The following is a 25824-nucleotide window of genomic DNA, read 5'->3' as shown; positions in this document are numbered from 1 at the left end:
GCGAACGATCCGCGAAGGAGTCTCGGATGACCACCACTGAAACCCCCGGGCGGGGCACCGACACCCCTGTCCGGGGCGCCGCCCCCGTCCACGTCGACCACAAGCACTTGCGCAACCGGGGTGTGAGCAAGCGCGACCGCTGGTTCCCGTACGCGCTCGTCGCCCCGGCGTCGATCATGGAGCTGCTTGTCCACATCGTCCCGATGCTCCTGGGCCTGTGGATCGCCATGATCTCGCTGAACCAGCTGAGCATCGGCAACTGGACCCGGGCGCCCTTCGTCGGCATCCAGAACTTCATCACCGGGTTGGACCCGGCGGGCGCCATCGGCAGCCAGTTCTACGGGGCGCTGGGGCGGACGTTCTTGTTCACCGTGATCGTCGTCGCCCTGGCCTGGAGCATGGGGATGTTCGCCGCGGTGCTGCTGACCTCCAAGGTCCGGGGGCGGGCTTTCCTGCGCACGCTGTTCCTCGTGCCGTTCGCTCTGCCGAGCTACGTGGGAATCATCGCGTGGGCCTTCATGTTCAATCAGCGCGACGGCGTGATCAACCGGATCCTGGTGGACGACCTAGGCCTGCTCAGCGAGCGGCCGTTCTGGCTCCTCGGTGGCAACGCCTTCTGGGTCACCGTGATCGTGACGGTCTGGCAGTTCTGGCCGTTCGCGTTCCTGATGCTGCTCGCCGCGCTGCAGAACATTCCGCTGGAGGTCTACGAGGCTGCGGCGATGGACGGGGCGAGCTTGTGGAAGCAGTTCACCACGATCACCCTGCCGATGATCAGCCACGCCAACACGGTCCTGCTGCTGGTGCTCTCATTGTGGATCTTCAACCAGTTCAACGTCCCGTACGTCCTTTTCGGTCCCGCCTCTCCGCCAGAGGCGACGTTGATCTCGCCGCTCATCTACGAGCAGTCCTTCAACAACTGGAACTTCGGCGTCGGCGGCGCGATGAGCGTGCTGCTCCTGGTGGCCCTGCTCGTGGCCTCCGCCTTCTACATCCGCCTAGTCATGCCGAAGGGGAAGTCGATCGATGCTTGAAACACGCGGATTCCGCATCCTCCGGGCCTTCGGCCTGACGTTCCTCTCCGCCGTCGTGCTGCTGCCGCTCTACGTCATCTTCGTCACGAGCGTGAAGCCGCTCTCCGACGTGCGCGGCCTCTTCACCTGGTGGCCGTCCGACTTCACCATCCAGCCCTATGTGGATATCTGGACGACGGTGCCGCTGGCCGACTATTTCGTCAACAGCGTCATCGTCGTGGTGACCGCCACGGCCTTCTCCGTGGTCCTGGCCATCATGGCGGCCTATGCGCTCTCGAGATTCGAGTTCCGCGGGGCGCGGACGTTCTCGCTCGTGGTCCTCTCGACGCAGATGTTCCCGGGCATCCTGTTCCTGCTGCCGTTGTTCCTGATCTTCACCCAGATCCAGCGGAGCATCGGGCTGCAGCTCAACGGGTCCTACCTGGGGCTCATCCTGACCTATATGACGTTCTCGCTGCCGTTCGCCATCTGGATGCTCGCGGGATTCTTCGCCTCCATCCCGAAGGCGCTGGAGGAGGCCGCGATGATCGACGGCCTGGGGCGCATCGGCGCGCTGATCAAGGTCGTGTTGCCCGTCGCCCGGCCCGGGATCATCGCCGTCGCGGTCTACAGCTTCATCACGGCCTGGGGCGAAGTCCTCTTCGCCTCCGTGATGACGAACGCCGAGACCCGGACACTGGCGATCGGGCTGCGCTCCTACGCGTCGCAAACGGACGTCTACTGGAACCAGTTGATGGCCGCCTCCGTGGTCGTCTCGCTTCCCGTTCTCATCGGGTTCATCCTGGTGCAGAAGCACCTGGTGGCGGGCCTCTCGGCCGGTTCGGTCAAGTGACCCGGAGCGAGGCAGCAGTCCTCGTCGCGTTGGCGGCGGCTTTCCCGGTGGCGTGCTCGCGCGCCCTTGCTGCAGGCCGGCCGCGGTTCGTCGTCGCCGACGCGGGCTTCTCGAATCCTTCGGGACCCTCCGACGGAACGTAGACTGTCCGCCATGAGTCTATTTTCCGTCGAATACGTCTACGCCCCGGAGACCGAGGAGGCCCGCGCACAGCACCGCGCTGCGCACCGCGAACTGCTGGGTTCGCTGACGGACCCAGAGAACGTGAAACTCGTCGCATCAGGCCCTTACCTCGACGGTTCGGGTGCCCTGCTGATCTTCGCCGCCGCCGGCGAGGAGGCCGTCAACGACGTGCTCAAGCGCGATCCGTTCGTCTCCGAGGGCCTGGTCGCCAACGCCAAGGTGACCGAATGGGACCCCGTGACCGGCGAGCTGTCCGGCTATTCCTCCTGACTGCTGACCACCAGGACCGCGTCCGCCACGAGCTGAATGGTGGTCACGGTCCTCACACTCCCACCTGCGCCTGCCCGACGGGCGCGTAGGATGGAAAAGGAGCGGAAGTCCGCCACGCCGTCGTGAGCGGATGGCCGGGCCCGCACACGATTATTCGTTTACGTCACAGGAGGATCCGTGACCGCCGTCAGCCTCGGCATGCCGTCTGCCCCGCCGCCCGTTCTCGCGCCGCGGCGCAAGACCCGCCAATTCAATGTCGGCAGCGTTGGAGTCGGATCGGATTCTCCGGTCAGCGTCCAGTCGATGACGACGACGAAAACGCACGACATCAACGCCACGCTCCAGCAGATCGCCGAATTGACGGCTTCGGGCTGCGACATCGTGCGTGTCGCCTGCCCGACCGACAAGGACGCCGAGGCGCTGCCGATCATCGCGATGAAGTCGCAGATCCCGGTGATCGCGGACATTCACTTCCAGCCCAAGTACGTGTACGCGGCGATCGAGGCCGGCTGCGGCGCGGTCCGCGTGAACCCGGGCAACATCCGCCGGTTCGACGACCAGGTCAAGGAGATCGCGGCTGCCGCGAAGGACCACGGGACCTCGATCCGCATCGGCGTCAACGCCGGCTCGCTGGATCCCCGCCTGCTGCAGAAGTACGGGAAGGCCACGCCGGAGGCGCTCGTCGAGTCGGCCATCTGGGAGGCCTCCCTGTTCGAGGAGCACGGCTTCCACGACTTCAAGATCTCCGTCAAGCACAACGACCCGGTGATCATGGTCCGCGCCTACGAGCTCCTGGCCGAGTCCGGCGACTGGCCGCTGCACCTCGGCGTGACCGAGGCCGGCCCCGCCTTCCAGGGCACGATCAAGTCGGCGACCGCCTTCGGTGCGCTGCTGTCACAGGGCATCGGCGACACGATCCGCGTCTCCCTCTCGGCCCCGCCGGCCGAGGAAGTCAAGGTCGGCAACCAGATCCTGGAGTCGCTCAATCTGCGCCCGCGCAAGCTCGAGATCGTCTCCTGCCCCTCGTGCGGCCGTGCCCAGGTCGACGTGTACACACTGGCCGACGAGGTCACCGCGGGGCTCGAAGGCATGGAGGTCCCGCTGCGCGTGGCCGTCATGGGCTGCGTCGTCAACGGGCCCGGCGAGGCCCGCGACGCCGACCTCGGCGTCGCCTCTGGTAACGGCAAGGGGCAGATCTTCGTCAAGGGCGAGGTCATCAAGACGGTTCCCGAGGACCAGATCGTCGAGACCCTGATCGAAGAGGCGAACCGCCTCGCCGCAGAAATGGAACCGGTCGAGGGTGGCGCCCCCTCAGTCAACGTCTCTTAGGGCGCCGGGACGATTCGTCCAGCCGGGGGACCGGCTCACCCGGGCCGTGCGTGTCCTCACCAGCGAGGACACCGCGGACCTGGAGGGGCTGGTCGCGCGGGACCCCGTCGCGCACATCTTCGTGCGCGCTCAGCTTGACGCCCACGGCAGCGCGGCACCCGCAGGCGGGCCGCTGGTCCTCGGCTACTACGACGACGGCGAGCTCACCAGCGCGTGCTGGGTCGGGATGAACATCGTCCCGCTGACCTCGACACCCATTCAGGCCAAGCGGTTCGGCGAGGCGGCCCTCCGGCTGGGCCGACGCTACTCGTCCGTCTTCGGGCCGGCCGAGGCGGTCCGGGGCATTTGGGATGTGCTGCGTTTCGGCTCCCAGGCCGCCTTCGACATCCGGCCCAGTCAGCCGCTGCTCGCCACCGGCGTCCCACCGCGGATTGCGCCCGTCGCCACCGTGCGCCCTGCGATCCCCGCGGAGTACGACGTCGTCCTGCCGGCTTGCGCCGCCATGTTCCAGGAGGAACTGGGCTACTCGCCGTTCGGCGGCGGCGGCTTCCAGTACCGGCAGCGCGTGCTGAACCTGATCGAGCGGGGGCAGTCGCTCGTCGACATCTCGCCCCAGGGCCCGATCATCTTCAAAGCGGACCTCGGCACGGTGACCCGTCAGGTCTCGCAGATCCAAGGAGTGTGGCTGGCGCCCGAACACCGGGGGCGGGGCCTCGCAGCCGGCTACATGTCCGCCGTGGTGCACCACGCGCTGACGGTTGCACCGGTCGCCAGTCTCTACGTGAACGACTTCAACGCCCCGGCCATCGCCGCCTACGAGCGCGTGGGCTTCGAGCGAGTCGGCGAGTACTCGACCGTCCTGTTCTGAGGCGCCGGCCGGCTGACTGGAACGGGCACGGATTGTCGGGCCGAGTGCGTCAGCGGCCGCGTAGCTTGAAGGAGAGACAGGGAGGCCGACGTGCAGCAGTGGAATCAGGCGATCGAGATGATCGAGGCGAACCTCGCCACGGACATCGACGTCGCGGATATCGCCAGGGCCGCGGCCACGAGCGAATACCATTTCCGCCGCATGTTCTCGACGCTGGCGGGCATGCCGCTCTCCGAGTACGTCCGCCGCCGGCGGATGACAGTTGCCGCGGCGGAGCTGATCCGCGGCTGCGGCGTCTTGGAGACGGCCGTCAAGTACGGCTACACCTCCGCTGAGGCGTTCAACCGCGCATTCAAGGTTGTTCACGGGGTCAGTCCCGTCGCCGCCCGGACACCCGGAACGCACTTGGCTTCCCAGTCTCGTCTCTCATTTCATCTACGAGTAGAAGGGACGACTCCCATGAAGCACCGGATCGTCGACTTGCCCGCATTCACACTGGCTGGGCACTCCAAGAGTGTGCCCGTGATCCATTCGGGGCCCAACCCCCACATCATCGACTTCGAACGGTCGATCACCGCGGAGATGCGACAGCGCATCGCCGACCTCAACGACGTCGAACCGGCCGGCTTGTTCTCCGTCACGGCCAATGGTGACCCCGAGGGTCGGGAGGGGACCGACGTCGACTACTGGCGGGCCGCGGCGACCTCGAAGCCGGTGCCGGACGACCTGGAGTCGCTGGATATTCCGGCCGGACGGTGGGTCGTCTTCGCATCGGCGGGCGCGATGCCGGAAGCTGCGCAGCGGCTCTGGGCGGACGCCGCCGCCGAGTGGTTCCCGGCGAATCCGTACCGCTGGGCTCCCGGGCCGCAGCTGCTGTCGGTGGACTTGGCGCCGGGCGGCGCGAAGGGCGACGCCGTCCTCTGGATTCCGATCGAGGACGAGACGGGCGCCGTGTAGTTCGCTGCGGCGTCGTGCCTGCACCGGCGTGCAGGACGGACCCGGCTCCTCGTGGTCGGCAGCCGTCAGCGCTGGACGATGACCGTGTCGCCGTTGTCCTGCGTTTCTGTGAGCCGACCGCTGGCCCGGGCGGCTTCGCGCGCCCCGACGTGCACCGCGGTCAGGGCCCGGTAGACGCCCACGAGGAGCAGGATCAGACCGACGAGCGCGCCGATGGTGGAGGTGAATCCTAGGAAGCTGACGGCGTCCGGGTCCATGTAGGCGAGTTCTCCCGAGCTGAACGCGGAGAAAAGCGGCAGGGAAGCCAGCGGGGAGAGGGTAAGCAGCACGATTCCCCAGATCACGAACGCCGCGCTCGGCTTGAGCGTGTCGTGGGTGGGCCGGGGAGTTTCGTCGTCGGTCGCGTCCTGGCTGGTCGGCGGGTGCGTCTGGCTGCTCATCGGGGTCCCCTCGGTTCGACGGCCGGCTGCAAGCGGGCCGATACAGCGTATCTCTGGGGTCAGCCTACTTGAGCAGGGCGGCGGAGCGTGAGCATCAGCAGCCCTCCGGCGATCAGGCCCCAGAACGCCGAGCCGATCCCGCCGATCGTCGTGCCCGAGGCCACCACCAGAAACGTCCCGAGGGCGACGAGGCGGTGGTCGGCGCGTTCGAACGCGGTGCCCACCGCGTTGATCATGGCCGTCATCAGGGCCAACCCGGCGGCCGCCTGGATGAGCGGCTCGGGAGCCGTCTCGACGAGCAGCGTGGCCAGCGGCGCTGCGAGACCGAGCAGGACGTACGTGATCCCGCCCGTGAACGCCGCGATCCAGCGGTGCTCGCGCTCCTCGCCGGCCTCCGGCCCGGCCATGATGGCCGCCGAGAGTGCGGCCAGGTTCATCGTCGGCGCGCCGGCCAACGCGCCGAGCCCGCTCGCGATGCCGGTGGAGAGCAGCACCGGCTGGGCCACCGGTTTCCGGTAGCCGAACGTCGTGAGCACCGCGAAGCCCGGGATGTTCTGTCCCGCCATGGTCACGATGTACAGGGGCACGCCGAGGGCGACGATCACGGCCGCATCCCACTGGGGAACCACGAGCTCGAGGTGCGGCCACGCGAGGGGCGCGGACGCCGTCGTCGTGCGCGCATACAGAGCGACGGCGACCGCCGTGGCGACCATCGCCGCCGGCACGGCGGCGCGCGGCGCGAACCGCTGCGCGACGAGCCAGACGACGACGATCGGCAGCGCGTAGGCGGGCAGCTCGACCGACGCCGTCACCGGCGCCAGGCAGATCGGGAAGAGGATGCCGGCGAGCATCGCCGCGGCGATCGACGGCGGGATCCGGTTGACGAGGTTCCCGAGGGCCGGCCAGCAGCCGGTGACGACGATGAGCGCGGCGCACACGATGAAGGCCCCGACGGCGGCTCCGAAGTCGTCGGTCACGCCGCCGGCGGTCACGAGAAGTGCGGCGCCCGGCGTCGACCACGCGAAAGACATCGGGGTGCGCAGGCGCCAGCTGAGCAGGATGGCGAGGGCCCCATTGGCCAGGCACACCATGAGCAGGGCTGACGAGAGTTGGGACGCGCTCGCGCCCACTGCCGACAGGCCTGCGAGCACGATCGCGAAGGACGAGGCGAAGCCCGTGATCGCGCCCATGAGACCCGCGGTGATCGGTTGGGAAAGGCTGGAAATCGTGCGCACAAGGATTTACCCTAGCGGCGGCTTGAGGATGGCGTGAAAAACCGCGAAATGACGCTAGAGTGGGAGGCCTGCATACCGCCACGCGCGGGAGCGAGGCCTCAACTGAAAGAACGTCGATCGGATCGCTAGTGGCACTTCGCCTTTCCAACCTGTTTCTGCGCACGCTTCGGGACAACCCCGCGGACGCGGAGGTCGCAAGTCACCAGTTGCTCATGCGCGCCGGTTTCATCCGCCGCGCCGCCCCCGGAATCTACACGTGGCTGCCGATGGGCCTGAAGGTCCTGGCCAAGGTCGAAGCGATCGTGCGCGACGAGATGAACGCGATCGGCGGTCAGGAAGTCTCCTTCCCGTCGCTGCTGCCGCGCGAACCGTATGAGCAGACCGGGCGCTGGGACGAGTACGGCGAGGGCCTCTTCCGCCTGAAGGACCGCAAAGACGCGGACTACCTGCTCGCGCCCACGCACGAGGAGATGTTCACGCTCCTGGTCAAGGACCTGTACAACTCGTACAAGGACCTGCCGGTGTACCTCTACCAGATCCAGAACAAGTACCGTGACGAGGCCCGCCCGCGCGCCGGCCTGCTGCGCGGCCGCGAGTTCGTCATGAAGGACTCCTACTCCTTCACGGTCGACGACGAGGGCCTCGAGGAGGCGTACCAGAAGCATCGCGCCGCCTACCTGAAGATCTTCGCCCGCCTCGGCCTCGAGGTCGTCCCGGTCGCCGCGACGGCCGGCGCGATGGGCGGGTCGACGTCGGAGGAGTTCCTGCACCCGACGCCGATCGGCGAGGACACCTTCGTCCGTTCGAACGGCGGCTACGCCGCCAACGTCGAGGCCGTCACGACCGTGGTCCCCGAAGAGATCTCGTACGACGACGCCCCGCCGTTCCAGGTGCGCCACACCCCGGACACCCCGACGATCGCCACCCTGGTCGCGGCTGCGAACGAGCTTGCTCCGCGCGAAGACCGCGAATGGACCGCCGCCGACACCCTGAAAAACGTCGTGCTCACGATTGTGCACCCCTCCGGTCAGCGCGAAGTCGTCGTCGTGGGCGTTCCCGGCGACCGCGCCGTCGACCTCAAGCGCGTGCAGGCCAACATCGGCGCGCTGATGGAGATCGGCGGCGAGGTCGCCGTCGAGCAGGCCACCGACGAGGACCTGCGCTCGCACCCGCTGCTCGTCAAAGGCTACGTGGGCCCGGGCCTTGGGCTGGATCACCAGGTCCTCGGGACCGAAGCGGCCACCGGACTGACGTTCTTCGTCGACCCGCGCGTCGTCTCCGGCACCACCTGGATCACCGGGGCCAATGTCAGCGGCCAGCACGTCTTCGGTCTCGTGGCCGGGCGCGACTTCGGCTGGGACGGCACCATCGAGGCCGTCGAGGTCCGCGCAGGCGACGAGGCTCCCGACGGGTCCGGCCCGCTCGAGACCGCCCGCGGCATCGAGCTCGGCCACATCTTCCAGCTCGGACGCAAGTACGCCGAGTCCCTGCATCTGCGGGTCCTCGACGCCAACGGCAAGCAGGCCACGGTCACGATGGGCTCCTACGGCATCGGTGTCACGCGCGCCGTCGCGGCCATCGCGGAGCGCTACCACGACGAGAAGGGCCTCGTCTGGCCGCGCAACGTGGCCCCGGCCGACGTGCACGTCATGGTGACCGGCAAGGGCGAGGAGCTCATCGCCGGGGCGGAGAAGCTCGTCGCAGACCTCGAGGCGCGCGGCGTCGAGGTCCTCTTCGATGACCGGCCCAAGGTCTCGGCGGGCGTGAAGTTCGGCGACGCCGAGCTGATCGGCGTCCCCACCGTCGTCGTCGTCGGCCGTGGCTACGCCGAGGGCGTCGTCGAGGTCAAGGACCGCGCGTCGGGCGAGCGCGAGAACATCGCCGTCGACGAGGCTGCCGACTACGTCGTCTCCGCCGTCCGCGGCTGACCCGCGGGCCGGGGGGTTTCCGTGGAGCTTTTCACCGGCGACGGGTACGCCTGGCTGACAGGGTCCGGCCTGGTGGGTATCCAGGCCGGAACTCTCGTCTTGATCATCGTCGTCGGCTTCGCGGCCGGATGGGTTGACGCCGTCGTCGGCGGGGGCGGCCTGATCCAGCTCCCGGCCCTGTTGCTGGTCCCGGGTGTCACGCCCGTGCAGGCGCTTGCGACGAACAAGTTGGGATCTATCTTCGGCACGACGACGAGCAGCATCACCTACTATCGGCGCGTGCACCCGGACCTGCGGACCGGAGTCCCGATGGCGCTCGTCGCCCTCGCGGGAAGTTTCGGCGGCGCCATCGTGGCCACCCTTCTGCCGCCCGAGGTCTTCAAGCCGATCATTGTCGCCGCGCTTGTCGCCGTGGCGATCTTCACCGCCGTCAAGCCGACCGTGGGGGAGCTGACGAAGCTGCGCCACACCGGTGCTCGGCACCACGCCGTGGCCGCGACGATCGGACTCGTCATCGGGTTCTACGACGGCATGATCGGGCCGGGAACCGGTTCGTTCCTCATCATCGCCATGGTCGTGTTCCTCGGCTACAACTTCCTCGAGTCCTCCGCGAAGGCGAAGCTCGTGAACATGGCGACGAATCTCGGCGCCCTCGCGTTCTTCCTGCCGACCGGGCACCTGCTCTGGGGGCTCGGCCTCGCGCTGGGCCTGGCCAACATGGTCGGTGGGTACACCGGCGCGCGCATGGCGATCAGCAAGGGCAGCCGGTTCATCCGGGTCGTCTTCCTGATCGTCGTTGCGGCGCTCATCGCGCGCTTGGGGTACGACGTCGTCAGCGATGCCCTCGCTGCCTGAATGCTCCCGTAGCGGTCGGGTCTGCGACGGGCAGTCCCGGTTTGGTTCTTATCGCGGCGCCCAACTTGGGGTTATTCTGCGCGTCGCGGGGGTGGGAGGATCGGAGGAAGGAACGTGGCCAGATGGTCACCAATCCGCCCGGCGGAGCGGCCCCGGGGCGCCCGGGTGATCACGCTCGAGTTCAGGCACCCCGGAGCGTAGTAGACGCTTCCACTGGAGCTTGACCCCACTCTTAAAGACTCGAAGTTTTATTCGATAATACGGTCCCCGCTCTTCCACTTCTCGAACTATACTTCTATAATCGTGGTATGGCTATCACGCACCCGTTCGAGTCGTCGGCGTCGCCCGCAGGGGCGACGGACCGGCTGCGTGCGGCGGCGGCCCTGCTGGCCGGGCTGGGGGATGAGGTCGGCTCAAGCACCGATGAGGACCTGCTCGAGCAGACCCGGGCCACCGAGGAGCTCGGCCGCCTCGTGGACGCGTTGCGGGTCAGGAACGCCGGGGAGGTCGAGGCCCGCTCCAGCAAGGATTACGGGGCGGATCGGCTATCCTCCCGGCGCGGGTGCCGGACCGGGATCGAGTTGCTCGAACGCCTCACTGGCGCCCCGGCGCCGGTGCTGCGCCGCCGGGCGGTACTCGACAGCCGGACCCGGGCCTCAGCCTCGTTGACCGGCCAGCCGCTGCCCGCGGAGTTCCCGGCCGTGGGCGAGGCCCTGCGGGCCGGGGCGCTCGGTGTCGAGGCGGCCGAGCTCGTCACGGGCATGCTGCACCGGGTCGGGCCCCGGGCGGATGCTGCCGATGCTGCTGCCGCGGAGGTCGCGCTCGTGGACGCCGTGACCGGCGTCGCCGCAGGCAACGGCGCGGACGACGGTACGGCCGATGCCGCTGCAGAGGAGACCGGCACGGGCGGCGCGGATGACCCTGCAGACGGTGCCGGCACTGGCTCTGGCGACAACTCCGGCCGCGGGCCGGGGGTGACGTTCGCCGAGGTGCGGGTTCAGGCGCAGGTGTGGGAGGCGTTCCTGAACCAGGATGGTCCGGGTCCGGATGCGCAGCAGGCGTGCCGGTCTCGTTCTCTGACGTTGGGGCCGGCCCGTGACGGGTTGGTGCCGGTGCGCGGGCAGTTGCTGCCCGAGATCGCCGCTCAGCTGACCCGGTTGCTCGACGCGTACCTCAACCCTGCCGTGCACACCATCGACACCACGGAGGCCACCGCCACGGCCAGCGGCAGCGGCGAGCACAACGGCGAAGCCGGTGCGGTGGAAGCGACGGATGAGCGGACGCCGGCGCAGAGGCGTCATGATGTGCTCGCGGCGATCCTCGGTGCCGCGGCCCGGAGCGAGCAGTCGCCGGCGTTGGGTGGTGACGCGGCGATGCTGTTGGTGCATGTCGAGGCGGCGGATCTGGTGGATCCGGCGGGTGTCGCGACGGTGGACGGGATCGATGTTCCAGTGCCGGTCGGTGTTGCGCATCAGGCGGCGTGTGCGGGAGCGGTGCAGAAGGTCGTTTTCGACAGTACCGGCCGGGTCGTGGGGCTCGGGTCGAAGGAGCGGGCGTTCACGAAGCATCAGCGCAAGGCGATCACGGCCCGTGATGGCGGGTGCGTGATTCCGGGGTGCACGATCCCGGCGTCGTGGTGCGAGGTGCATCATGTGCTGCCATGGGCGCAGGACGGTCCGACTCATACGGACAACGGGTGTTTGCTGTGTTTCTGGCATCACCGGCATCTGGAGGAGTCGGGGTGGCAGATTCAGATGCGTTCCGGGGTGCCGTGGGTGCGGGCTCCCGGCTGGGATGATCCGTCCGGGGTGTTCCGGCCGGCGCCGAGTGTGCTCACACGGCGTAGTCGGCATCGTCGGCCCGGACTGGCCGGGGCAGCCGGTGGTGGGATCCGCCCGGGTCCGGACTCCGACGCGGACCAGAGTGCGGTTCCGGGGCTGACTCCGAATGGCAGTGCTGGAGTGTGTCCGGGTACGGCGGCAGGCGAAGAGGCCGGCGGGCGGCCGTGGGAACGGGCGGTCGGCAGTCGGCGCGGTGCCGGTGGGATTGAGAGCGAAGAGGAGTTCGCTGCCCGGTGGGACGCGACCGCGGCGCCGGCTCCGGGGGAGTCCGAGGAGGAGCGCCGTGCCGGGTGGAGTGCCCGGAACGACCCGCCCCCGTGGGACGACGACGAAGACCCGAGGACTGCCGACGAAGACTAGAGCACTGCCGACGGCGACGCTGAGTGCGCCGATGACGAGTCGGTCGAAGACGCATCGGCAGATACGAACGCCGACTCCACCGGACTCGACAGCGATGGCAACCGAAACGGCCCCGGCGAAAGCGGTGGGCCAGCGGCCTGGATGCGGGGAGACTGAGTTGCCGGGAGGCGACGGCGTTACTGCGCGGCGGTGGCGGCGAGCTCGAACCAGTCGTCGCCAGCGACAAGGTGGACCGCGTCGAAGGAGCGAGCGATGAGAGCGGGGCGGGCGTCCGGGTCTGCGGCTGCCGCGGCGTCGCGGAGCGCGAGTGCCAGCTCGGATTCCGCCTCGCCGAGAGCGGTCGTGAGATCGTCGTCGGCGGGGGTCGGGTACGCGCTTTCGCGCATCGCCGAGCACTCGTTCGGCAGCAGGTCGGCCAGCTGGTCGCCGAGTCGGGCCCTCTCGTCCGCCTCGGCCCACCACCGGGCAGGGTCGTCCTCGTCGTCCGGTGCCTCCTGCGGGCGGGGCGCGTCGCGGCGCACCGCGGCGTATTCGTACAGGTAGGCGAGCCGGTAGGCGGTCCGGGCCGCGGCCGCGACCGCTTCGCACCGTTCGGCGGTCACAACCACTCCCTCCGGCCCGGTCGCCGTGAGAAGGTCCTCGTGGATTGCCGCGGCCGCATCTGGATCGAGTCGCGCGAGCGCTTCGAGCTGCTCCATTCCGACGGCAACCAGAGTGCGCACGCGCTCGGCCGGGACAGTCGGGCCCGCGGCGTCAGCGGCCTCGGGATCCACTTCGACGGTCAGGGCGAGCCCGAGCGTCGCCCGTGCGGCGTCGTCCAGCCGCTCGGACAGAGACTCCAGATCCGTGGCCGGCGTGATCGGCGCCGGGGCCGCCTCGACCTCGGGGATCCAGTCGAAGTAAGGTTCCACGCGCTCGGGGGGCCCGACGAGGGCGGGGTGTGCCTCAAGGGCCCGTACGACGTCGTCCGGCGCGTCGGCACCCACCGTCGCCACGGATTCCGCGAGGGCCGCCACGTGTTCTTCGACACTCGGCGGGGCGGGTGCGTCCCCCTTGCGGGCCGCGCCGGTGACCGCCGTCGTGCCGAGGGCTAGGACGATCCCGCACAGCAGGAGGACGACGACGAACTGCCGCGTGCTGCGTACGAAACGACGCCAGAGCGGGGGGCGTCGGTGGCGACGGTGGCGAGTGTCCCTGGCGTGCTGATTCATTGCCATGATCTTCCCATGAGCGTGGCGGCGGGTACCGGTTCGACGCGTCGCGGACCGATTCACGGACCGTTTCCGAAAGAAGGCTACGAGCGGTCGCGGAAGAAAATGGTTAGTCTGGTCTGCACAACATCGAATATGTGGGAGGAACAATGACCGGCAAGCCGGTAGATGCCCAAGCGGAGGCCCAACGACTCACGGAGTACCTGAGGCCCGCAGTCGCCTCCCACGATCTGCTCCTCGAAGAAGTCGAGATCCGCTACTCCGGCAAGCAGCCCACCGTGCACGTGGTCGTGGACCACGCGGAGGGCACCGAGAGCGTCGACCTCGACACCATCGCCGCCGTGTCCCAGTCCGTTTCGACGGCACTGGACGCCGACCCGAACGATTCGGGAGCCCCCTACGATCTCGAGGTCTCGTCCTTCGGTGTGAGCCGCCCGCTGACCGAGCCGCGTCACTGGCGCCGCAACCTCGGGCGCAAAGTCACGGCCAACCTCTCCGGCGAGGAGAACGTCACCGGTCGCCTCACGGAGGTCGGCGAGGCCGGCGTCGTGCTGGTTCCGGACGTGCCGGTGAAAAAGGGCATGAAGCCCAAGACCGGCGACCCGGTCGAGCTGTCGTTCGAGCAGATCCGCCGCGGCAAGGTGGAAGTGGAATTCAACCGGCCAGACCATGGTCCGGACATCGTCGACACGATCGTTGACAGTAACGAAGAGGAGGCCTGAGATGGACATCGACATGAGTGCGCTGCGCCTCTTGGTCAGCGAGCGTGGAATCTCGCTCGAGAAAGTCATCCCGACTATGGAGCAGGCCCTGCTGGCGGCTTACCACAAGACGCAGGGCGCCTTCACGGCCGCCCGCGCCGAAGTGGACGAGAAGTCCGGGCATGTGACGATCTGGGCGAAGGAGATCGAGAAGGACGGGACCGTCGTCGGCGAGTTCGACGACACTCCGGAGGGCTTCGGTCGCGTCGCCGCGTCGACGGCGCGCCAGGTCATCATGCAGCGCCTGCGCGACGCTGAAGACGACCAGATCCTCGGCCGTTTCAAGGGCCGCGAGGGGCAGCTCGTCTCCGGCCAGATCCAGCAGGGCAACAAGCCCCACATGGTTCAGGTCGACCTCGGTGAGATCGAGGCGCTGCTGCCGCCGCCCGAGCAGGTGCCGGGGGAGACCTATCCGCACGGCGGGCGCCTGCGCGCCTACGTCACCTCGGTCGCCAAGGGCACCAAGGGTCCGTCTGTGACCCTTTCGCGCACGCACCCGAACCTCGTGCGGGCCCTCTTCGAACTCGAGGTCCCGGAGATCGCGGACGGCTCCGTGGAGATCATCGCGCTGGCCCGTGAGGCCGGCCACCGGACCAAGATGGCCGTGCGTGCCACGAAGGCTGGCATCAACGCGAAGGGCGCCTGCATCGGCGAGATGGGCACCCGCGTCCGCGCGGTCATGAACGACCTCAACGACGAGAAGATCGACATCGTGGACTTCAGCGACGACCCGGCGACCTTCATCGCCTCCGCGCTCTCGCCGTCGAAGGTGTCTTCCGTCACCATCGTCGACGAGTCGGTGCGCCAGGCGCGCGTCGTCGTGCCCGACTACCAGCTCTCGCTCGCGATCGGCAAGGAGGGGCAGAACGCCCGTCTGGCCGCGAAACTCACCGGCTGGCGCATCGACATCATCTCCGACGCGAAAGCAGCGGGCGCGCAGGCCGAGGCCTGACGTCCTCGCGCCGACGCCCCCGTCGCCGCCCGTGCCCGGAACGCGCTCGGGCGTGGGGAGGCGCGCGGGAGGGCGCGGAAGCGCTAGACTGGTATGTGGTTTGCCCTCTCTACGCGTCCCGAGACGCGTTCTGCGGGGCGGACAGGGCAGGTCAAAACGACGCGCCGGCGGCACCCAGGTGACCGCGGCGGGGTCGGCATTCGGAGGATGGAGCGTCACGTGAGCGAGGTCGAAGGCCCGCAGCGGACGTGCATCGGATGCAGGCAGGTAGACGATCAGTCCTCGCTGCTGCGTTGGGCGTTGACCCAGGACGACGACGGAAAGTCTGTCGTCCCGGATCCACGACGACGCAAGTCCGGGCGTGGTGCATGGATGCACCCGCGGCCGGAGTGCGCCGCCACGGTCGTCCGGAAACGGGCATTCTCCCGGGCTTTTCGAGCCCAGGTCCGCATGCCCGCCGACGAGACGATCTCAGCGGCCATCGACGCGTTCACGGCTCGTGAACGCGCCGACGTAACCGTTCAACCTGAAAGCGGGTCAGAAATCTGATGGAAACCCGATGAGTGGCAAGCGATGAGCGCCTAGCTATGAAGCAAAAGTTATGCGCCGCAGCAGGTGTGCCGTCATTTGGCGCGCACCGCAGACGTAAGAACATGACGGTTCACTCCTAGCAACTTTAACGTGCGAGGGGCGGACCGAGACAGGAGAAATGTGGCCAAGGTCCGCGTACACGAGCTCGCGAAAGAGCTCGGAATTCCTTCCAAGGAAGCCCTCTCGAAGTTGCAGGAAATGGGCGAATTCGTTCGTTCTGCCTCCTCGACCATCGAGCCCCCCGTAGTCAAGAAGCTACGCAGCGCCTACCCGAACGCGGGTGGCGCAGCAGCGGAGAAGTCGGCTAAGCCGGCTGGCACCGCCGCACCCAAGCCCTCGACAGGCATCAAGCCGGGCCCCAAGCCCGCACCGAAGCCGTCCGCGAAGGCGGAGGCCCCCGCGCCTGCGCCGGAGGAATCCAAGCCGGCAGCACCGGCACCGGCTCCGTCCGAGGCCCGCGAGGCCTCGAAGCCGGCCCCCAGCGGCGACGCAGCGCGTCCGGGAGCGCCCAAGCCCGGTGCCCCGAAGCCCGGCGCACCCAAGCCGGGCGCACCGCGTCCGGGCAACAACCCTTTCTCCTCGCAGCAGGGCATGCGCTCGCGCGACGGCGGCGGTCGTCCCGGTGGAGGCCGCAGCGGCGGCCCGCGTCCGGGCAACAATCCGTTCTCGTCGCAGCAGGGCATGCGCTCGCGTGACGGCGGCGGTCGTCCCGGTGGCAACCGTCCGGCCGGCGCCCAGGGCGCACCGCGCCCAGGTGGCGCAGCAGGCGCCGGCGGTCCGCGTCCGGGCGCTCCGCGTCCGGGTGGCGCACCGGGAGCGGGCGGTCCGCGTCCGGCAGCTCCGCGTCCGGGCGGAACCGGCGGAGCGGGCGGAGGCCGTCCGAACCCGAACATGATGCCTCAGCAGCGTCCGGCACCGGCTCCCGGCGGAGGCGGTCGCCCCGGCGGCGGCGGCCGTCCGGGTGGCGGAGGACCGGGTCGTCCGGGCGGCGCGCCCGGCGGTGGTCCCGGCGGCTTCCGTGGCGGTGGCCGTGGTCGCGGCGGAACGGCCGGTGCCTTCGGCAAGGGCGGTTCGCGCGGCAAGCAGCGCAAGTCGAAGCGCGCGAAGCGTCAGGAATTCGAGCAGCAGAACGAGCGCAACTTCGGCGGCGTCACCGTCCCGAAGGGCGACGGCAACACTGTCGTCCGTCTGCGCCGCGGCGCCTCGGTTGCCGACTTCGCTGAGAAGATCAACGCCAACCCGGCGGCCCTCGTCACGGTCCTGATGACCCTCGGCGAGATGGCGACGGCCACGCAGTCCCTCGACGAGGCGACCTTCGAGTTGCTCGGCGCGGAACTGGGCTACAAGGTTCAGGTCGTCTCCCCGGAGGACGAGGAGCGCGAGCTGCTCGAGGCGTTCGACATCGACATCGATGGCGAGCTCGACGCCGAGACCGAAGAGATGCTTGAGGCTCGTCCTCCGGTGGTCACGGTCATGGGTCACGTCGACCACGGTAAGACGCGCTTGCTGGATGCGATCCGTAAGACGAACGTGCTCGAAGGCGAAGCCGGCGGCATCACCCAGCACATCGGTGCGTACCAGGTGCACACCGAGCACGAGGGTGAAGACCGCGCAATCACGTTCATCGATACTCCCGGTCACGAGGCCTTCACGGCCATGCGCGCCCGTGGTGCCAAGGTCACGGACATCGCCGTGCTCGTGGTCGCCGCGGACGACGGCGTGATGCCGCAGACGATCGAGGCGCTCAACCACGCCCTCGCGGCCAACGTGCCGGTTGTCGTCGCGGTCAACAAGATCGATAAAGAGGGTGCGAACCCGGACAAGGTCAAGGGCCAGCTGGCCGAGTACGGACTGGTGCCGGAGGAGTACGGCGGCGAGACCATGTTCATGCCGGTCTCGGCGCTCCGTCGCGACGGCATCGATGAACTCCTCGAAGCCGTGCTGCTGACGGCCGACGCCGCGCTGGACCTGCGCGCCAACCCGGACAAGAACGCTCGCGGTATCGCGATCGAGGCCAACCTGGACAAGGGTCGCGGCGCCGTCGCGACCGTCCTGGTGCAGTCCGGTACCCTCGCGGTCGGTGACACGATCGTCGCGGGCCACGGCCACGGCCGCGTGCGTGCGATGTTCAACGAGAACGGCGAAGCTCTCGACGTGGCGCTGCCGTCCCGTCCCGTCCAGGTGCTGGGTCTGTCGACGGTGCCCCGCGCCGGCGACACGTTCCTCGTCACCGAGGACGAGCGCACGGCTCGCCAGATCGCCGAGAAGCGCGAGGCAGCGGACCGCAACGCCGCACTGGCCAAGCGCCGCAAGCGCATCACGCTCGAGGACTTCGACCAGGCTGTGGCCGAGGGCAAGATCGACACCCTCAACCTCATCCTCAAGGGTGACGTTTCCGGTGCGGTCGAGGCGCTCGAGGACTCGCTGCTCAAGATCGACGTGGGCGACGACGTCCAGCTGCGCGTGATTCACCGCGGCGTGGGTGCCATCACCCAGAACGACGTCAACCTCGCGACGGTCGACGACGCGATCATCATCGGCTTCAACGTCCGCCCGGCGGAGCGCGTGCAGGAGCTGGCCGACAAGGAGGGCGTCGACATGCGCTTCTACTCGGTCATCTACGCGGCGCTCGACGATATCGAGAACGCCCTCAAGGGCATGCTCAAGCCGGAGTACGAGGAAGTCCAGCTCGGAACGGCCGAAGTCCGCGAGGTCTTCCGCTCGTCCAAGTGGGGCAACATCGCCGGTTCGATCGTGCGCTCGGGCATCATCCGGCGCAACACCAAGGCGCGCCTCGTGCGCGACGGCAAGGTTGTGGCGGACAAGCTGACCATCGACTCGCTCAAGCGATTCAAGGACGACGCCACCGAGGTCCGCACGGACTACGAGTGCGGTATCGGCCTCGGCTCCTTCAACGACATCAAGGAAGGCGACATGATCGAGACCTTCGAGATGCAGGAGAAGCCGCGCGTCTGATCGACGCGCACTCACGATGACGGCGGGCACCGACAGCAGGGTGCCCGCCGTCGTCGGCTCAACTGATACGTTCTACTCAGCTTCAGAATTCCAAGGAGGCCACCATGGCTGATCAGGCACGCGCAGCCCGTCTGGCGCAGCGCATCAAAGTCGTCGTCGCTCAGGCGCTCGGCCGTGTCGTCAAGGACCCGCGCGTCGAGGCCGTCACCGTCACCGACGCCCGCGTCACGTCCGACCTGCAGCAGGCCACCGTGTACTACACGGTCTTCGGCGACGAGACGGCCAAGGAGGACGCCGCCCGCGCCCTCGAGAAGGCACGGGGCGTGCTCCGCAAGGAGGTCGGACGCAACCTGACGATCCGGCTGACCCCGACGCTCGAGTTCGTCCCCGACGAGGTTCCCGTGAACGCCTCGCACCTGGAGGACGTCCTGCGCAAGGCCAAGGCGCGCGACGCCGAGGTGGCCGCACTCGCCGAGGGCGCCGCCTTCGCTGGCGACGCCGACCCCTACAAGAAGGCCGTTGACGAAGACGACCTCGACGCGGACCTCGACGAGGACTTCGACGAGGAGCCCACGGAGGAACCGCGGGCGTGACGGGCAAGCGCGAGAGCACCGGCGGTAACGCGCGGGTGACGAACACCGCGTCCGGCCTCGTCGTTGTGGACAAGCCCAAGGGCTGGACGAGCCACGACGTCGTCGGCCGGATGCGGCGTCTCGCCGGCACCCGGAAGGTGGGCCACGCCGGGACGCTGGACCCCATGGCGACGGGCGTGCTCGTCGTCGGCGTGAACAAGGCGACCCGCCTGCTGACCTACATCGTCGGCGTGGACAAGACCTATGAGGCGACGATCCGGCTCGGCCAGAGCACGATCACCGATGACGCCGAGGGGGAGCTCGTGCAGCAGCGCATCGCCGCGGCCGTGACTCCCGAGTCCGTCGCGGACGCCGTCGCGAAGCTCACCGGCGACATCATGCAAGTCCCTTCGGCGGTCAGCGCCATCAAGGTCGGAGGCGAGCGCTCCTACGCGCGCGTGCGCAAGGGCGAAAACGTCGAGCTCGAGGCGCGGCCGGTGACGGTCGGCCGATTCGACGTGCACGACGTCCGCCGGCTGCAGGGCGGGAAGATCATCGACGTTGACGTTACCGTCGAGTGCTCCTCCGGCACCTATATCCGCGCCCTCGCCCGCGATCTCGGCGAGGACCTCGGCGTCGGAGGACATCTGACCGCCCTGCGGCGCACCCTGGTGGGCCCCTACGGCCTCGATGTGGCACGCACGATCGAGGAGTTGAGTGAAGAGTTCGGGATGGTCGACCTCGACACCGCGGCCCGCGCGCTCTTCCCGAACCGCCGACTCACGGAGCACGAAGCCGCAGAGCTGTCCTTCGGACGCCGGATCGAGCCCAACGAGACCGACGCGATCGTCGCGGCCGTTGCCCCGGACGGCACCGTCGTCGCGCTCCTGAAAAACAAGGGCGAGGCGGCTCGGCCCGAGATCGTCTTCGCCGCCTCCTGACCGCCGGCTCCTAGCACCCCACCCGACGCACGTCCTCGAAAGAGAGCTGAACCCGAAACCGTGATCGCCTCAGGATTCTTCATCGCGGGCGCCCTCGTGTGCCTGGCCTCGGTCGTGATCTCCGTGATCGCGACGATCTTCCGCAACCACCCGGACGACGTCGCGATCCTGTCCGTCGCCGCCGTCGAACTCTTCCTGATCGTCTATTCGATCGCCGCCGCCGCCCGGCAGCTGGGGGGAGAGGCGCTCGTCGGCGAGGCCTGGGAGTTCTGGGGCTACGTCTTCACAGCTCTCATCGTCCCCGTCGCTGCCTTCTGGTGGGCCGTCACCGACAAGACCCGGTGGTCTAATCTGGTCCTCGCAGCCGTCGGCGCGACGGTCTTCGTCATGCTCGTGCGGATGGAGCAGATCTGGCAGGGAGGGGTGTTCGCATGAACCAGCGACAGACCGGACTCGGGCGCATCGTCATCGCCGTCTACGGAGTCTTCGCCCTCTCAGCATCCGCGCGGGCCGGCTACCAGATCGCCACGGACTTCGACGCCGCACCCGTCGCGTACCTGCTCTCGGCGCTGGCCGCCGTCGTCTACATCGTGGCGACTTTCGCCCTCGCCTCGAAGAAGAAGGGCAGCTGGGCGCTGTCCACGGCCGCCGTCGCTTTCGAGCTCGTCGGCGTGCTCGTGGTCGGTACGCTCAGCTTCGCGGTGCCCCAGCTCTTCGCCCACCCGGCTGTCTGGTCGCACTTCGGCGACGGCTACGGCTACATCCCATTGCTGCTGCCGATCATCGGGTTGTGGTGGCTGTTCCGGCACCGCCCGGTCCCCGCTGAGCCCGTACTCGGCGGGGCGGAGAAGCCGCAGGCCTGAGCCCGCGCCCCGGTCGGGTTCCGGCCATACTAGAGTCGGTGGCAGCCCAAGCGGCCACCGCAGAGCTTCGCAATCGAAGGAGAAACGTGCAGCACTGGACTGGCATCGACGCCGTACCAGCCGGGTTCGGACCCGCCGTCGTGACCATCGGTAACTTCGACGGTGTGCACCGCGGGCACCAGGCCGTCCTGCAGCAGCTGGTCGACGAGGGCCGCGGTCGCGGCGCCAGCTCGGTCGCCATCACTTTCGATCCGCACCCGCGTCAGGTTCACGCGCCGGAAAGCGGCATGCACCTCATTACGGGCCTGACCGATCGGGTCCAGCTCATCGCCGAGTCCGGCCTCGACGCACTCCTGACGATCAACTACACCCTCGATTTCGCCCGGTCGACGGCCGAGGAGTTCGTCCGCCGCATCATCGTGGAGAAGCTCAAGGCGTGTGCCGTCGTCATCGGGCATGACGTGCGCTTCGGCGCCGGCAACCACGGCGACTTCGAGACCATGGTCGAGCTCGGTCGGCGCTACGGGTTCGACGTCGTCGGCATCGACGACGTCGGCCACGACCGCCGCTGGTCCTCCACCTGGATCCGCGAGGCGCTGCACGCCGGCGACGTCTCGACCGCCGCCGAAGTGCTCGGCCGCCCGCACCGCATGCGCGGAGAGGTCGTGCACGGCGCCGCGCGCGGCCGCGAACTCGGCTTCCCGACCGCGAACCTCTCACCCGAGTCCACGGGCATCATCCCGGCCGACGGCGTCTACGCCGGCTGGCTCGTCGACGCCGCCGGCACCCGCTGGCCCTCGGCGATCTCGGTCGGCACCAACCCCACGTTCGTGGGCGTCTCCCGCCAGGTCGAGTCCCACGTCATCGACCGCCCCGACGAGAGCGTCGAGGATTTCGATCTGTACGGGCAGCAGGTCGTCGTCGAGTTTGTCGAGCGGCTGCGCCCGATGGTCGCCTACAACGGGGTCGAATCGCTCATCACCCAAATGAACGACGACGTCGCGAAGGCCCGCACGATCCTCACCGCTGACGCGTCCGCCGCTTAGCGCGATCATGAGCGTCCCGGACCGTCCGATCCCGAATCTGCCCGCGCGGGCACCGAGCGTCCGCCCCGAACACGGCGAGGCCTTCGACGCAGGCGCCGCGCACTACGACCGCGTCCGTCCCGGGTACCCGGACGCCGCGGTCGACTTCCTGCTCGCCGGGCGGACGGGGGCGCCCGCCGCCGGGCTCGACGTTGTCGAGGTGGGTGCGGGCACGGGGATCCTCACCGCCCAGCTCATCGCGCGCGGCGCGGTCGTGACCGCGGTCGACCCCTCTGCCGGCATGTTGGAAGCCCTCGGCGCCAAGCTGCCGGCCGTCCGGCGCGTGCGCGCCGGCGCGGAGGCGACGGGACTTCCCGCGGCGAGCTGCGACGTCGTCGTGTGCGCCCAGGCGTGGCACTGGGTGGATCCCACGGCCGCTACCGCCGAGGCCCTGAGGCTGCTTCGCCCGACGGCGGGGGAGCGGCGCCCCGGCCTCGGGCTCGTCTGGAATCAGCTCGACGTGACGGTGCCGTGGGTGCACCGGCTGGCGCGCATCATGCACGCCGGCGACGTGCACCGGCCCGAGTTTGAGCCGGCCAAGGGCGAGGGGCTCGGCGTGTGGGATCGGCACGAGGAGCACTGGACGCAGTCCGTGACTGCCGAGTTCCTGATCGAGCTGGCCAAGTCGCGGGCCTACTACCTGCGGTCGCCGGAGGGCACTCGGGCCAAGGTCGTCGCGAACCTCGAATGGTACCTCTACGAGCATCTCGGATTCGATACCGGGCAGGAGCTCGAGCTGCCGTACTTCACGCACGCGTGGCGGGCTGAGCCGACGACGTAGGGCCGGGTACCGGACATCGGTGATAGACTGATCGTTGGTGCCCGCTGCAGTCCGCGGTGGAGGGCGCCGGCGCCCCGGCGCCTCTACCTGTTCGCGGTACAACTCATAGGAGTTCATTGTGGCCCTCGACGCCGCCGTCAAGACCCAGATCATGACCGAGTTTGCAACCCACGAGGGCGACACCGGTTCGCCCGAGGTTCAGATCGCCGTCATGACCCGTCGCATCTCGGACCTGACCGAGCACCTCAAGGAGCACAAGCACGACCACCACACCCGCCGCGGCCTCATGGCCCTGGTCGGTCGCCGTCGTCGCATGCTGACCTACCTGAAGCGCGTTGAGATCGAGCGTTACCGCTCGCTCATCGAGCGTCTCGGACTCCGCAAGTAAGGCCCTAGGCCCGCTTGCTCGGTGCGACACGGAGGCGGTGTTCCGGTCTGGATGTTTTCCAGCCCGGGGTGCCGCCTTTAGTCTGTACTCGGGGCCTGCTGGCCCCGGATAACTGAATACACGTTTACATCACATCTGGAGCGCAGCCCGAGCATTTGGCATTCGCGGTCCTCGGTAGTGGTCTACGGGGTCGTCCAGCGAGAGCCGGACGGACGCCGTGGGCCTCGATCGAAGACCGGGTGCAGCGGTCACCACGGGCACCGCAGTCGCGGTGCACGGCTGGTGGCATGAATGCGTCGGCCGACGCTCCGTCCCAACAGAGATGGAGAAGACATTTTGTCTGAACTTCAATTCGCCGAGGCCGTTATCGACAACGGCCGCTACGGCACCCGCACGATCCGTTTCGAGACGGGCCGCATGGCCAAGCAGGCCGCAGGCTCCGTCTACGTCCTCATCGACGAAGACACGTCGATGCTCTCGGCGACGACCGCCGGCAAGAAGCCGCGCGAAGGCTTCGACTTCTTCCCGCTGACCGTGGACGTCGAGGAGCGCATGTACGCTGCCGGCCGCATCCCGGGCAGCTTTTTCCGCCGTGAGGGCCGCCCCTCGACGGAGGCCATCCTGGCCTGCCGCCTCATGGACCGCCCGCTGCGCCCGACCTTCGTCAAGGGCCTGCGCAACGAGGTCCAGGTCGTCGTCACGGTCCTGTCCATCAACCCGGACGACCTGTACGACGTCGTCGCCATCAACGCCTCGTCGATGTCGACCCAGCTCTCGGGCCTGCCGTTCTCCGGCCCCATCGGCGGCGTCCGCGTCGCCCTGGTCGACGACGGCGCCGGCGCCCAGTGGGTCGCCTTCCCGAAGCACAGCCAGCTCGAGGACGCCGTGTTCTCCATGGTCGTCGCCGGCCGCCAGACCGCGGACGACATCGCCATCATGATGATCGAGGCCGAGGCCACGGACAACTCCTGGAACCTCATCAAGGAGCGCGGTGCTACCGCCCCGACCGAAGAGGTCGTGGCCGAGGGCATCGAGGCAGCCAAGCCGTTCATCAAGGTCCTGTGCGAGGCGCAGGCCGACCTGGCCGCCCGCGCCGCGAAGCCGACCGTCGAGTTCCCGGTCTTCCGCGACTACGAGGACGACGTCTACGCCGCCGTCGAGTCCGCCGCGACTGCCAAGCTGACCGAGATCTTCTCGATCGCCGACAAGCAGGAGCGCGACAACGCCTCCGGCGCCTTCCGCGATGAGGTCGTGGAAGAGCTCGCCGGCGAGGGCAAGACGTTCGAGGGCCGCGCCGGAGAGGTCGCCAAGGCCTTCGGCGCCGTCACCAAGCACGTCGTCCGCCAGCGCATCCTCACCGAGCAGGTCCGCATCGACGGCCGTGGCCTGACGGACATCCGCCAGCTCACCGCTGAGGTCGAGGTCCTGCCGCGCGTGCACGGTTCCGCCATCTTCGAGCGCGGCGAGACCCAGATCATGGGTGTGACCACGCTGAACATGCTCAAGCTGGAGCAGCAGATCGACTCGCTGTCCCCGGTGAAGACCAAGCGCTACATGCACAACTACAACTTCCCGCCGTACTCGACCGGTGAGACCGGCCGCGTCGGTTCGCCGAAGCGCCGCGAGATCGGCCACGGCGCCCTCGCCGAGCGCGCCGTCGTGCCGGTGCTGCCGTCCCGCGAGGAGTTCCCGTACGCGATCCGCCAGGTCTCCGAGGCCCTCGGCTCCAACGGCTCGACCTCCATGGGCTCTGTCTGCGCATCGACCCTGTCGCTGCTCAACGCCGGCGTCCCGCTGAAGGCACCGGTTGCCGGCATCGCCATGGGCCTGGTCTCCGACCAGGTCGACGGCGAGACCCGCTACGCCGCGATGACCGACATCCTCGGTGCCGAAGACGCCATGGGCGACATGGACTTCAAGGTCGCCGGCACCTCCGAGTTCGTCACCGCGATCCAGCTCGACACCAAGCTCGACGGCATCCCCGCCTCGGTCCTGGCCGCCGCGCTGAAGCAGGCCCGCGAAGCACGCCTCCACATCCTCGACGTCCTGAACGCCGCGATCGACGCGCCGGACGAGATGAGCGAGTTCGCACCGCGCATCATCTCCGTGAAGATCCCGGTAGACAAGATCGGCGAGGTCATCGGCCCGAAGGGCAAGATGATCAACCAGATCCAGGAGGACACCGGCGCCGACATCTCGATCGAGGACGACGGCACCGTGCTCATCGGCGCGACGAGCGGCGAGTCCGCCGACGCCGCCCGCTCCGCCATCAACGCCATCGCGAACCCGCAGATTCCCGAGGTGGGCGAGCGTTACCTGGGCACCGTCGTCAAGCTGACGACGTTCGGCGCGTTCGTCTCGCTGATGCCGGGCAAGGACGGCCTGCTGCACATCTCCGAGCTGCGCAAGCTCGCCGGCGGCAAGCGCGTCGACGACGTCGAGGACGTCGTCTCCGTGGGGCAGAAGCTCCAGGTCGAGCTGACCAAGGTCGACGACCGCGGCAAGCTCTCGCTGACCCCCGTGGTCGCCGAGGACGCGGCGGACGAGTCCGCCGAGGCCGCGGAGTAGGAC

General features: G+C 68.7%; 24 protein-coding genes. 21 read left to right on the top strand and 3 right to left on the bottom strand.

All coding sequences use genetic code 11. The features are described from left to right. Window positions 1-26 precede the first annotated feature (26 nt). From EV380_RS07385 to EV380_RS07360, 6 genes are all read left to right on the top strand, one after another. Window positions 27-1034, top strand: coding sequence for a carbohydrate ABC transporter permease (locus EV380_RS07385; protein WP_130450384.1), 1008 nt, complete (start codon window positions 27-29; stop codon window positions 1032-1034). Beyond that, window positions 1027-1866 carry a carbohydrate ABC transporter permease gene (locus EV380_RS07380; protein ID WP_130450382.1) on the top strand — a complete coding sequence of 280 codons (840 nt, stop codon included), beginning with the start codon at window positions 1027-1029 and terminating at the stop codon, window positions 1864-1866. Before EV380_RS07385 ends, EV380_RS07380 begins: the two co-directional genes overlap by 8 nt. Before the next feature lie 153 nt (window positions 1867-2019). Beyond that, the gene (locus EV380_RS07375; RefSeq protein ID WP_130450380.1) at window positions 2020-2319 is read left to right on the top strand and encodes a YciI family protein; all 300 of its coding nucleotides are present in this window, start codon (window positions 2020-2022) and stop codon (window positions 2317-2319) included. Between the two features lie 177 nt (window positions 2320-2496). Then, window positions 2497-3648: a flavodoxin-dependent (E)-4-hydroxy-3-methylbut-2-enyl-diphosphate synthase gene (gene ispG, locus EV380_RS07370; RefSeq protein ID WP_102158532.1), complete on the top strand. Its 1152-nt coding sequence runs from the start codon at window positions 2497-2499 to the stop codon at window positions 3646-3648. Between the two features lie 46 nt (window positions 3649-3694). Beyond that, window positions 3695-4516, top strand: coding sequence for a GNAT family N-acetyltransferase (locus EV380_RS07365; RefSeq protein ID WP_102158531.1), 822 nt, complete (start codon window positions 3695-3697; stop codon window positions 4514-4516). A gap of 90 nt (window positions 4517-4606) precedes the next feature. Beyond that, window positions 4607-5473: an AraC family transcriptional regulator gene (locus EV380_RS07360; protein WP_130450378.1), complete on the top strand. Its 867-nt coding sequence runs from the start codon at window positions 4607-4609 to the stop codon at window positions 5471-5473. A gap of 65 nt (window positions 5474-5538) precedes the next feature. Here the strand turns inward: EV380_RS07360 and EV380_RS07355 are convergent, their stop codons facing one another. Together EV380_RS07355 and EV380_RS07350 are read right to left on the bottom strand one after the other, a co-directional pair. Then, complete coding sequence (locus EV380_RS07355) at window positions 5539-5913, bottom strand: hypothetical protein (protein WP_130450376.1); 375 nt, start codon at window positions 5911-5913, stop codon at window positions 5539-5541. A 59-nt stretch (window positions 5914-5972) separates the two neighbouring features. Further along, window positions 5973-7148, bottom strand: coding sequence for a benzoate/H(+) symporter BenE family transporter (locus tag EV380_RS07350; RefSeq protein ID WP_242607533.1), 1176 nt, complete (start codon window positions 7146-7148; stop codon window positions 5973-5975). A gap of 128 nt (window positions 7149-7276) precedes the next feature. On the opposite strand from EV380_RS07350, the gene EV380_RS07345 reads away from it, so the two are divergent. From EV380_RS07345 to EV380_RS07335, 3 genes are all read left to right on the top strand, one after another. Then, complete coding sequence (locus EV380_RS07345; RefSeq protein WP_130450374.1) at window positions 7277-9076, top strand: proline--tRNA ligase; 1800 nt, start codon at window positions 7277-7279, stop codon at window positions 9074-9076. Between the two features lie 54 nt (window positions 9077-9130). Then, the gene (locus tag EV380_RS07340; RefSeq protein ID WP_423219044.1) at window positions 9131-9931 is read left to right on the top strand and encodes a TSUP family transporter; all 801 of its coding nucleotides are present in this window, start codon (window positions 9131-9133) and stop codon (window positions 9929-9931) included. Window positions 9932-10239: 308 nt separating this feature from the next. Beyond that, window positions 10240-12132, top strand: coding sequence for an HNH endonuclease signature motif containing protein (locus EV380_RS07335; RefSeq protein WP_130450372.1), 1893 nt, complete (start codon window positions 10240-10242; stop codon window positions 12130-12132). A 176-nt stretch (window positions 12133-12308) separates the two neighbouring features. Here the strand turns inward: EV380_RS07335 and EV380_RS07330 are convergent, their stop codons facing one another. Further along, on the bottom strand, window positions 12309-13343 hold the full coding sequence (locus EV380_RS07330; RefSeq protein WP_130450370.1) for a hypothetical protein: 1035 nt from the start codon (window positions 13341-13343) through the stop codon (window positions 12309-12311). A 149-nt stretch (window positions 13344-13492) separates the two neighbouring features. Here EV380_RS07330 and rimP point away from each other — a divergent pair, with 149 nt between their 5' ends. The 12 genes from rimP (at window position 13493) to EV380_RS07270 (ending at window position 25821) form a co-directional block, all read left to right on the top strand. Then, on the top strand, window positions 13493-14065 hold the full coding sequence (gene rimP / locus EV380_RS07325) for a ribosome maturation factor RimP (RefSeq protein ID WP_130450368.1): 573 nt from the start codon (window positions 13493-13495) through the stop codon (window positions 14063-14065). A 1-nt stretch (window position 14066) separates the two neighbouring features. After that, on the top strand, window positions 14067-15056 hold the full coding sequence (nusA, locus tag EV380_RS07320) for a transcription termination factor NusA (protein ID WP_102158523.1): 990 nt from the start codon (window positions 14067-14069) through the stop codon (window positions 15054-15056). A gap of 219 nt (window positions 15057-15275) precedes the next feature. Then, window positions 15276-15605, top strand: coding sequence for a YlxR family protein (locus EV380_RS07315; RefSeq protein WP_242607532.1), 330 nt, complete (start codon window positions 15276-15278; stop codon window positions 15603-15605). A gap of 162 nt (window positions 15606-15767) precedes the next feature. After that, entirely contained in the window at window positions 15768-18623 is a 2856-nt protein-coding gene (infB, locus tag EV380_RS07310) for a translation initiation factor IF-2 (protein WP_130450364.1), read from the top strand. Between the two features lie 104 nt (window positions 18624-18727). Beyond that, window positions 18728-19216 carry a 30S ribosome-binding factor RbfA gene (gene rbfA, locus EV380_RS07305; protein WP_102161054.1) on the top strand — a complete coding sequence of 163 codons (489 nt, stop codon included), beginning with the start codon at window positions 18728-18730 and terminating at the stop codon, window positions 19214-19216. Continuing rightward, window positions 19213-20136, top strand: coding sequence for a tRNA pseudouridine(55) synthase TruB (gene truB / locus EV380_RS07300; protein WP_242607531.1), 924 nt, complete (start codon window positions 19213-19215; stop codon window positions 20134-20136). Before rbfA ends, truB begins: the two co-directional genes overlap by 4 nt. A 60-nt stretch (window positions 20137-20196) precedes the next feature. Then, window positions 20197-20571 carry a hypothetical protein gene (locus EV380_RS07295; protein WP_130450362.1) on the top strand — a complete coding sequence of 125 codons (375 nt, stop codon included), beginning with the start codon at window positions 20197-20199 and terminating at the stop codon, window positions 20569-20571. After that, complete coding sequence (locus EV380_RS07290; protein ID WP_130450360.1) at window positions 20568-20999, top strand: hypothetical protein; 432 nt, start codon at window positions 20568-20570, stop codon at window positions 20997-20999. Before EV380_RS07295 ends, EV380_RS07290 begins: the two co-directional genes overlap by 4 nt. A gap of 86 nt (window positions 21000-21085) precedes the next feature. Continuing rightward, window positions 21086-22045, top strand: coding sequence for a bifunctional riboflavin kinase/FAD synthetase (locus tag EV380_RS07285; RefSeq protein ID WP_130450358.1), 960 nt, complete (start codon window positions 21086-21088; stop codon window positions 22043-22045). 7 nt (window positions 22046-22052) lie between these two features. After that, window positions 22053-22865 (top strand): class I SAM-dependent methyltransferase, encoded by an 813-nt coding sequence (locus tag EV380_RS07280; RefSeq protein ID WP_130450356.1) that lies wholly within the window; start codon window positions 22053-22055, stop codon window positions 22863-22865. Window positions 22866-22983: 118 nt separating this feature from the next. Beyond that, a complete protein-coding gene (rpsO, locus tag EV380_RS07275; protein ID WP_102161045.1) occupies window positions 22984-23253 on the top strand; it encodes a 30S ribosomal protein S15 in 270 nt (89 codons plus the stop codon). A gap of 336 nt (window positions 23254-23589) precedes the next feature. Next, window positions 23590-25821 carry a polyribonucleotide nucleotidyltransferase gene (locus tag EV380_RS07270; protein ID WP_242607530.1) on the top strand — a complete coding sequence of 744 codons (2232 nt, stop codon included), beginning with the start codon at window positions 23590-23592 and terminating at the stop codon, window positions 25819-25821. The last annotated feature ends 3 nt before the right edge of the window (window positions 25822-25824 follow it).

The sequence above is a fragment of the Zhihengliuella halotolerans genome (genome assembly GCF_004217565.1).
GTDB lineage: Bacteria > Actinomycetota > Actinomycetes > Actinomycetales > Micrococcaceae > Zhihengliuella > Zhihengliuella halotolerans.
The sequence above is the reverse complement of the archived record's forward strand: the minus strand, read 5'-3'. Positions and strand labels throughout refer to the sequence as shown.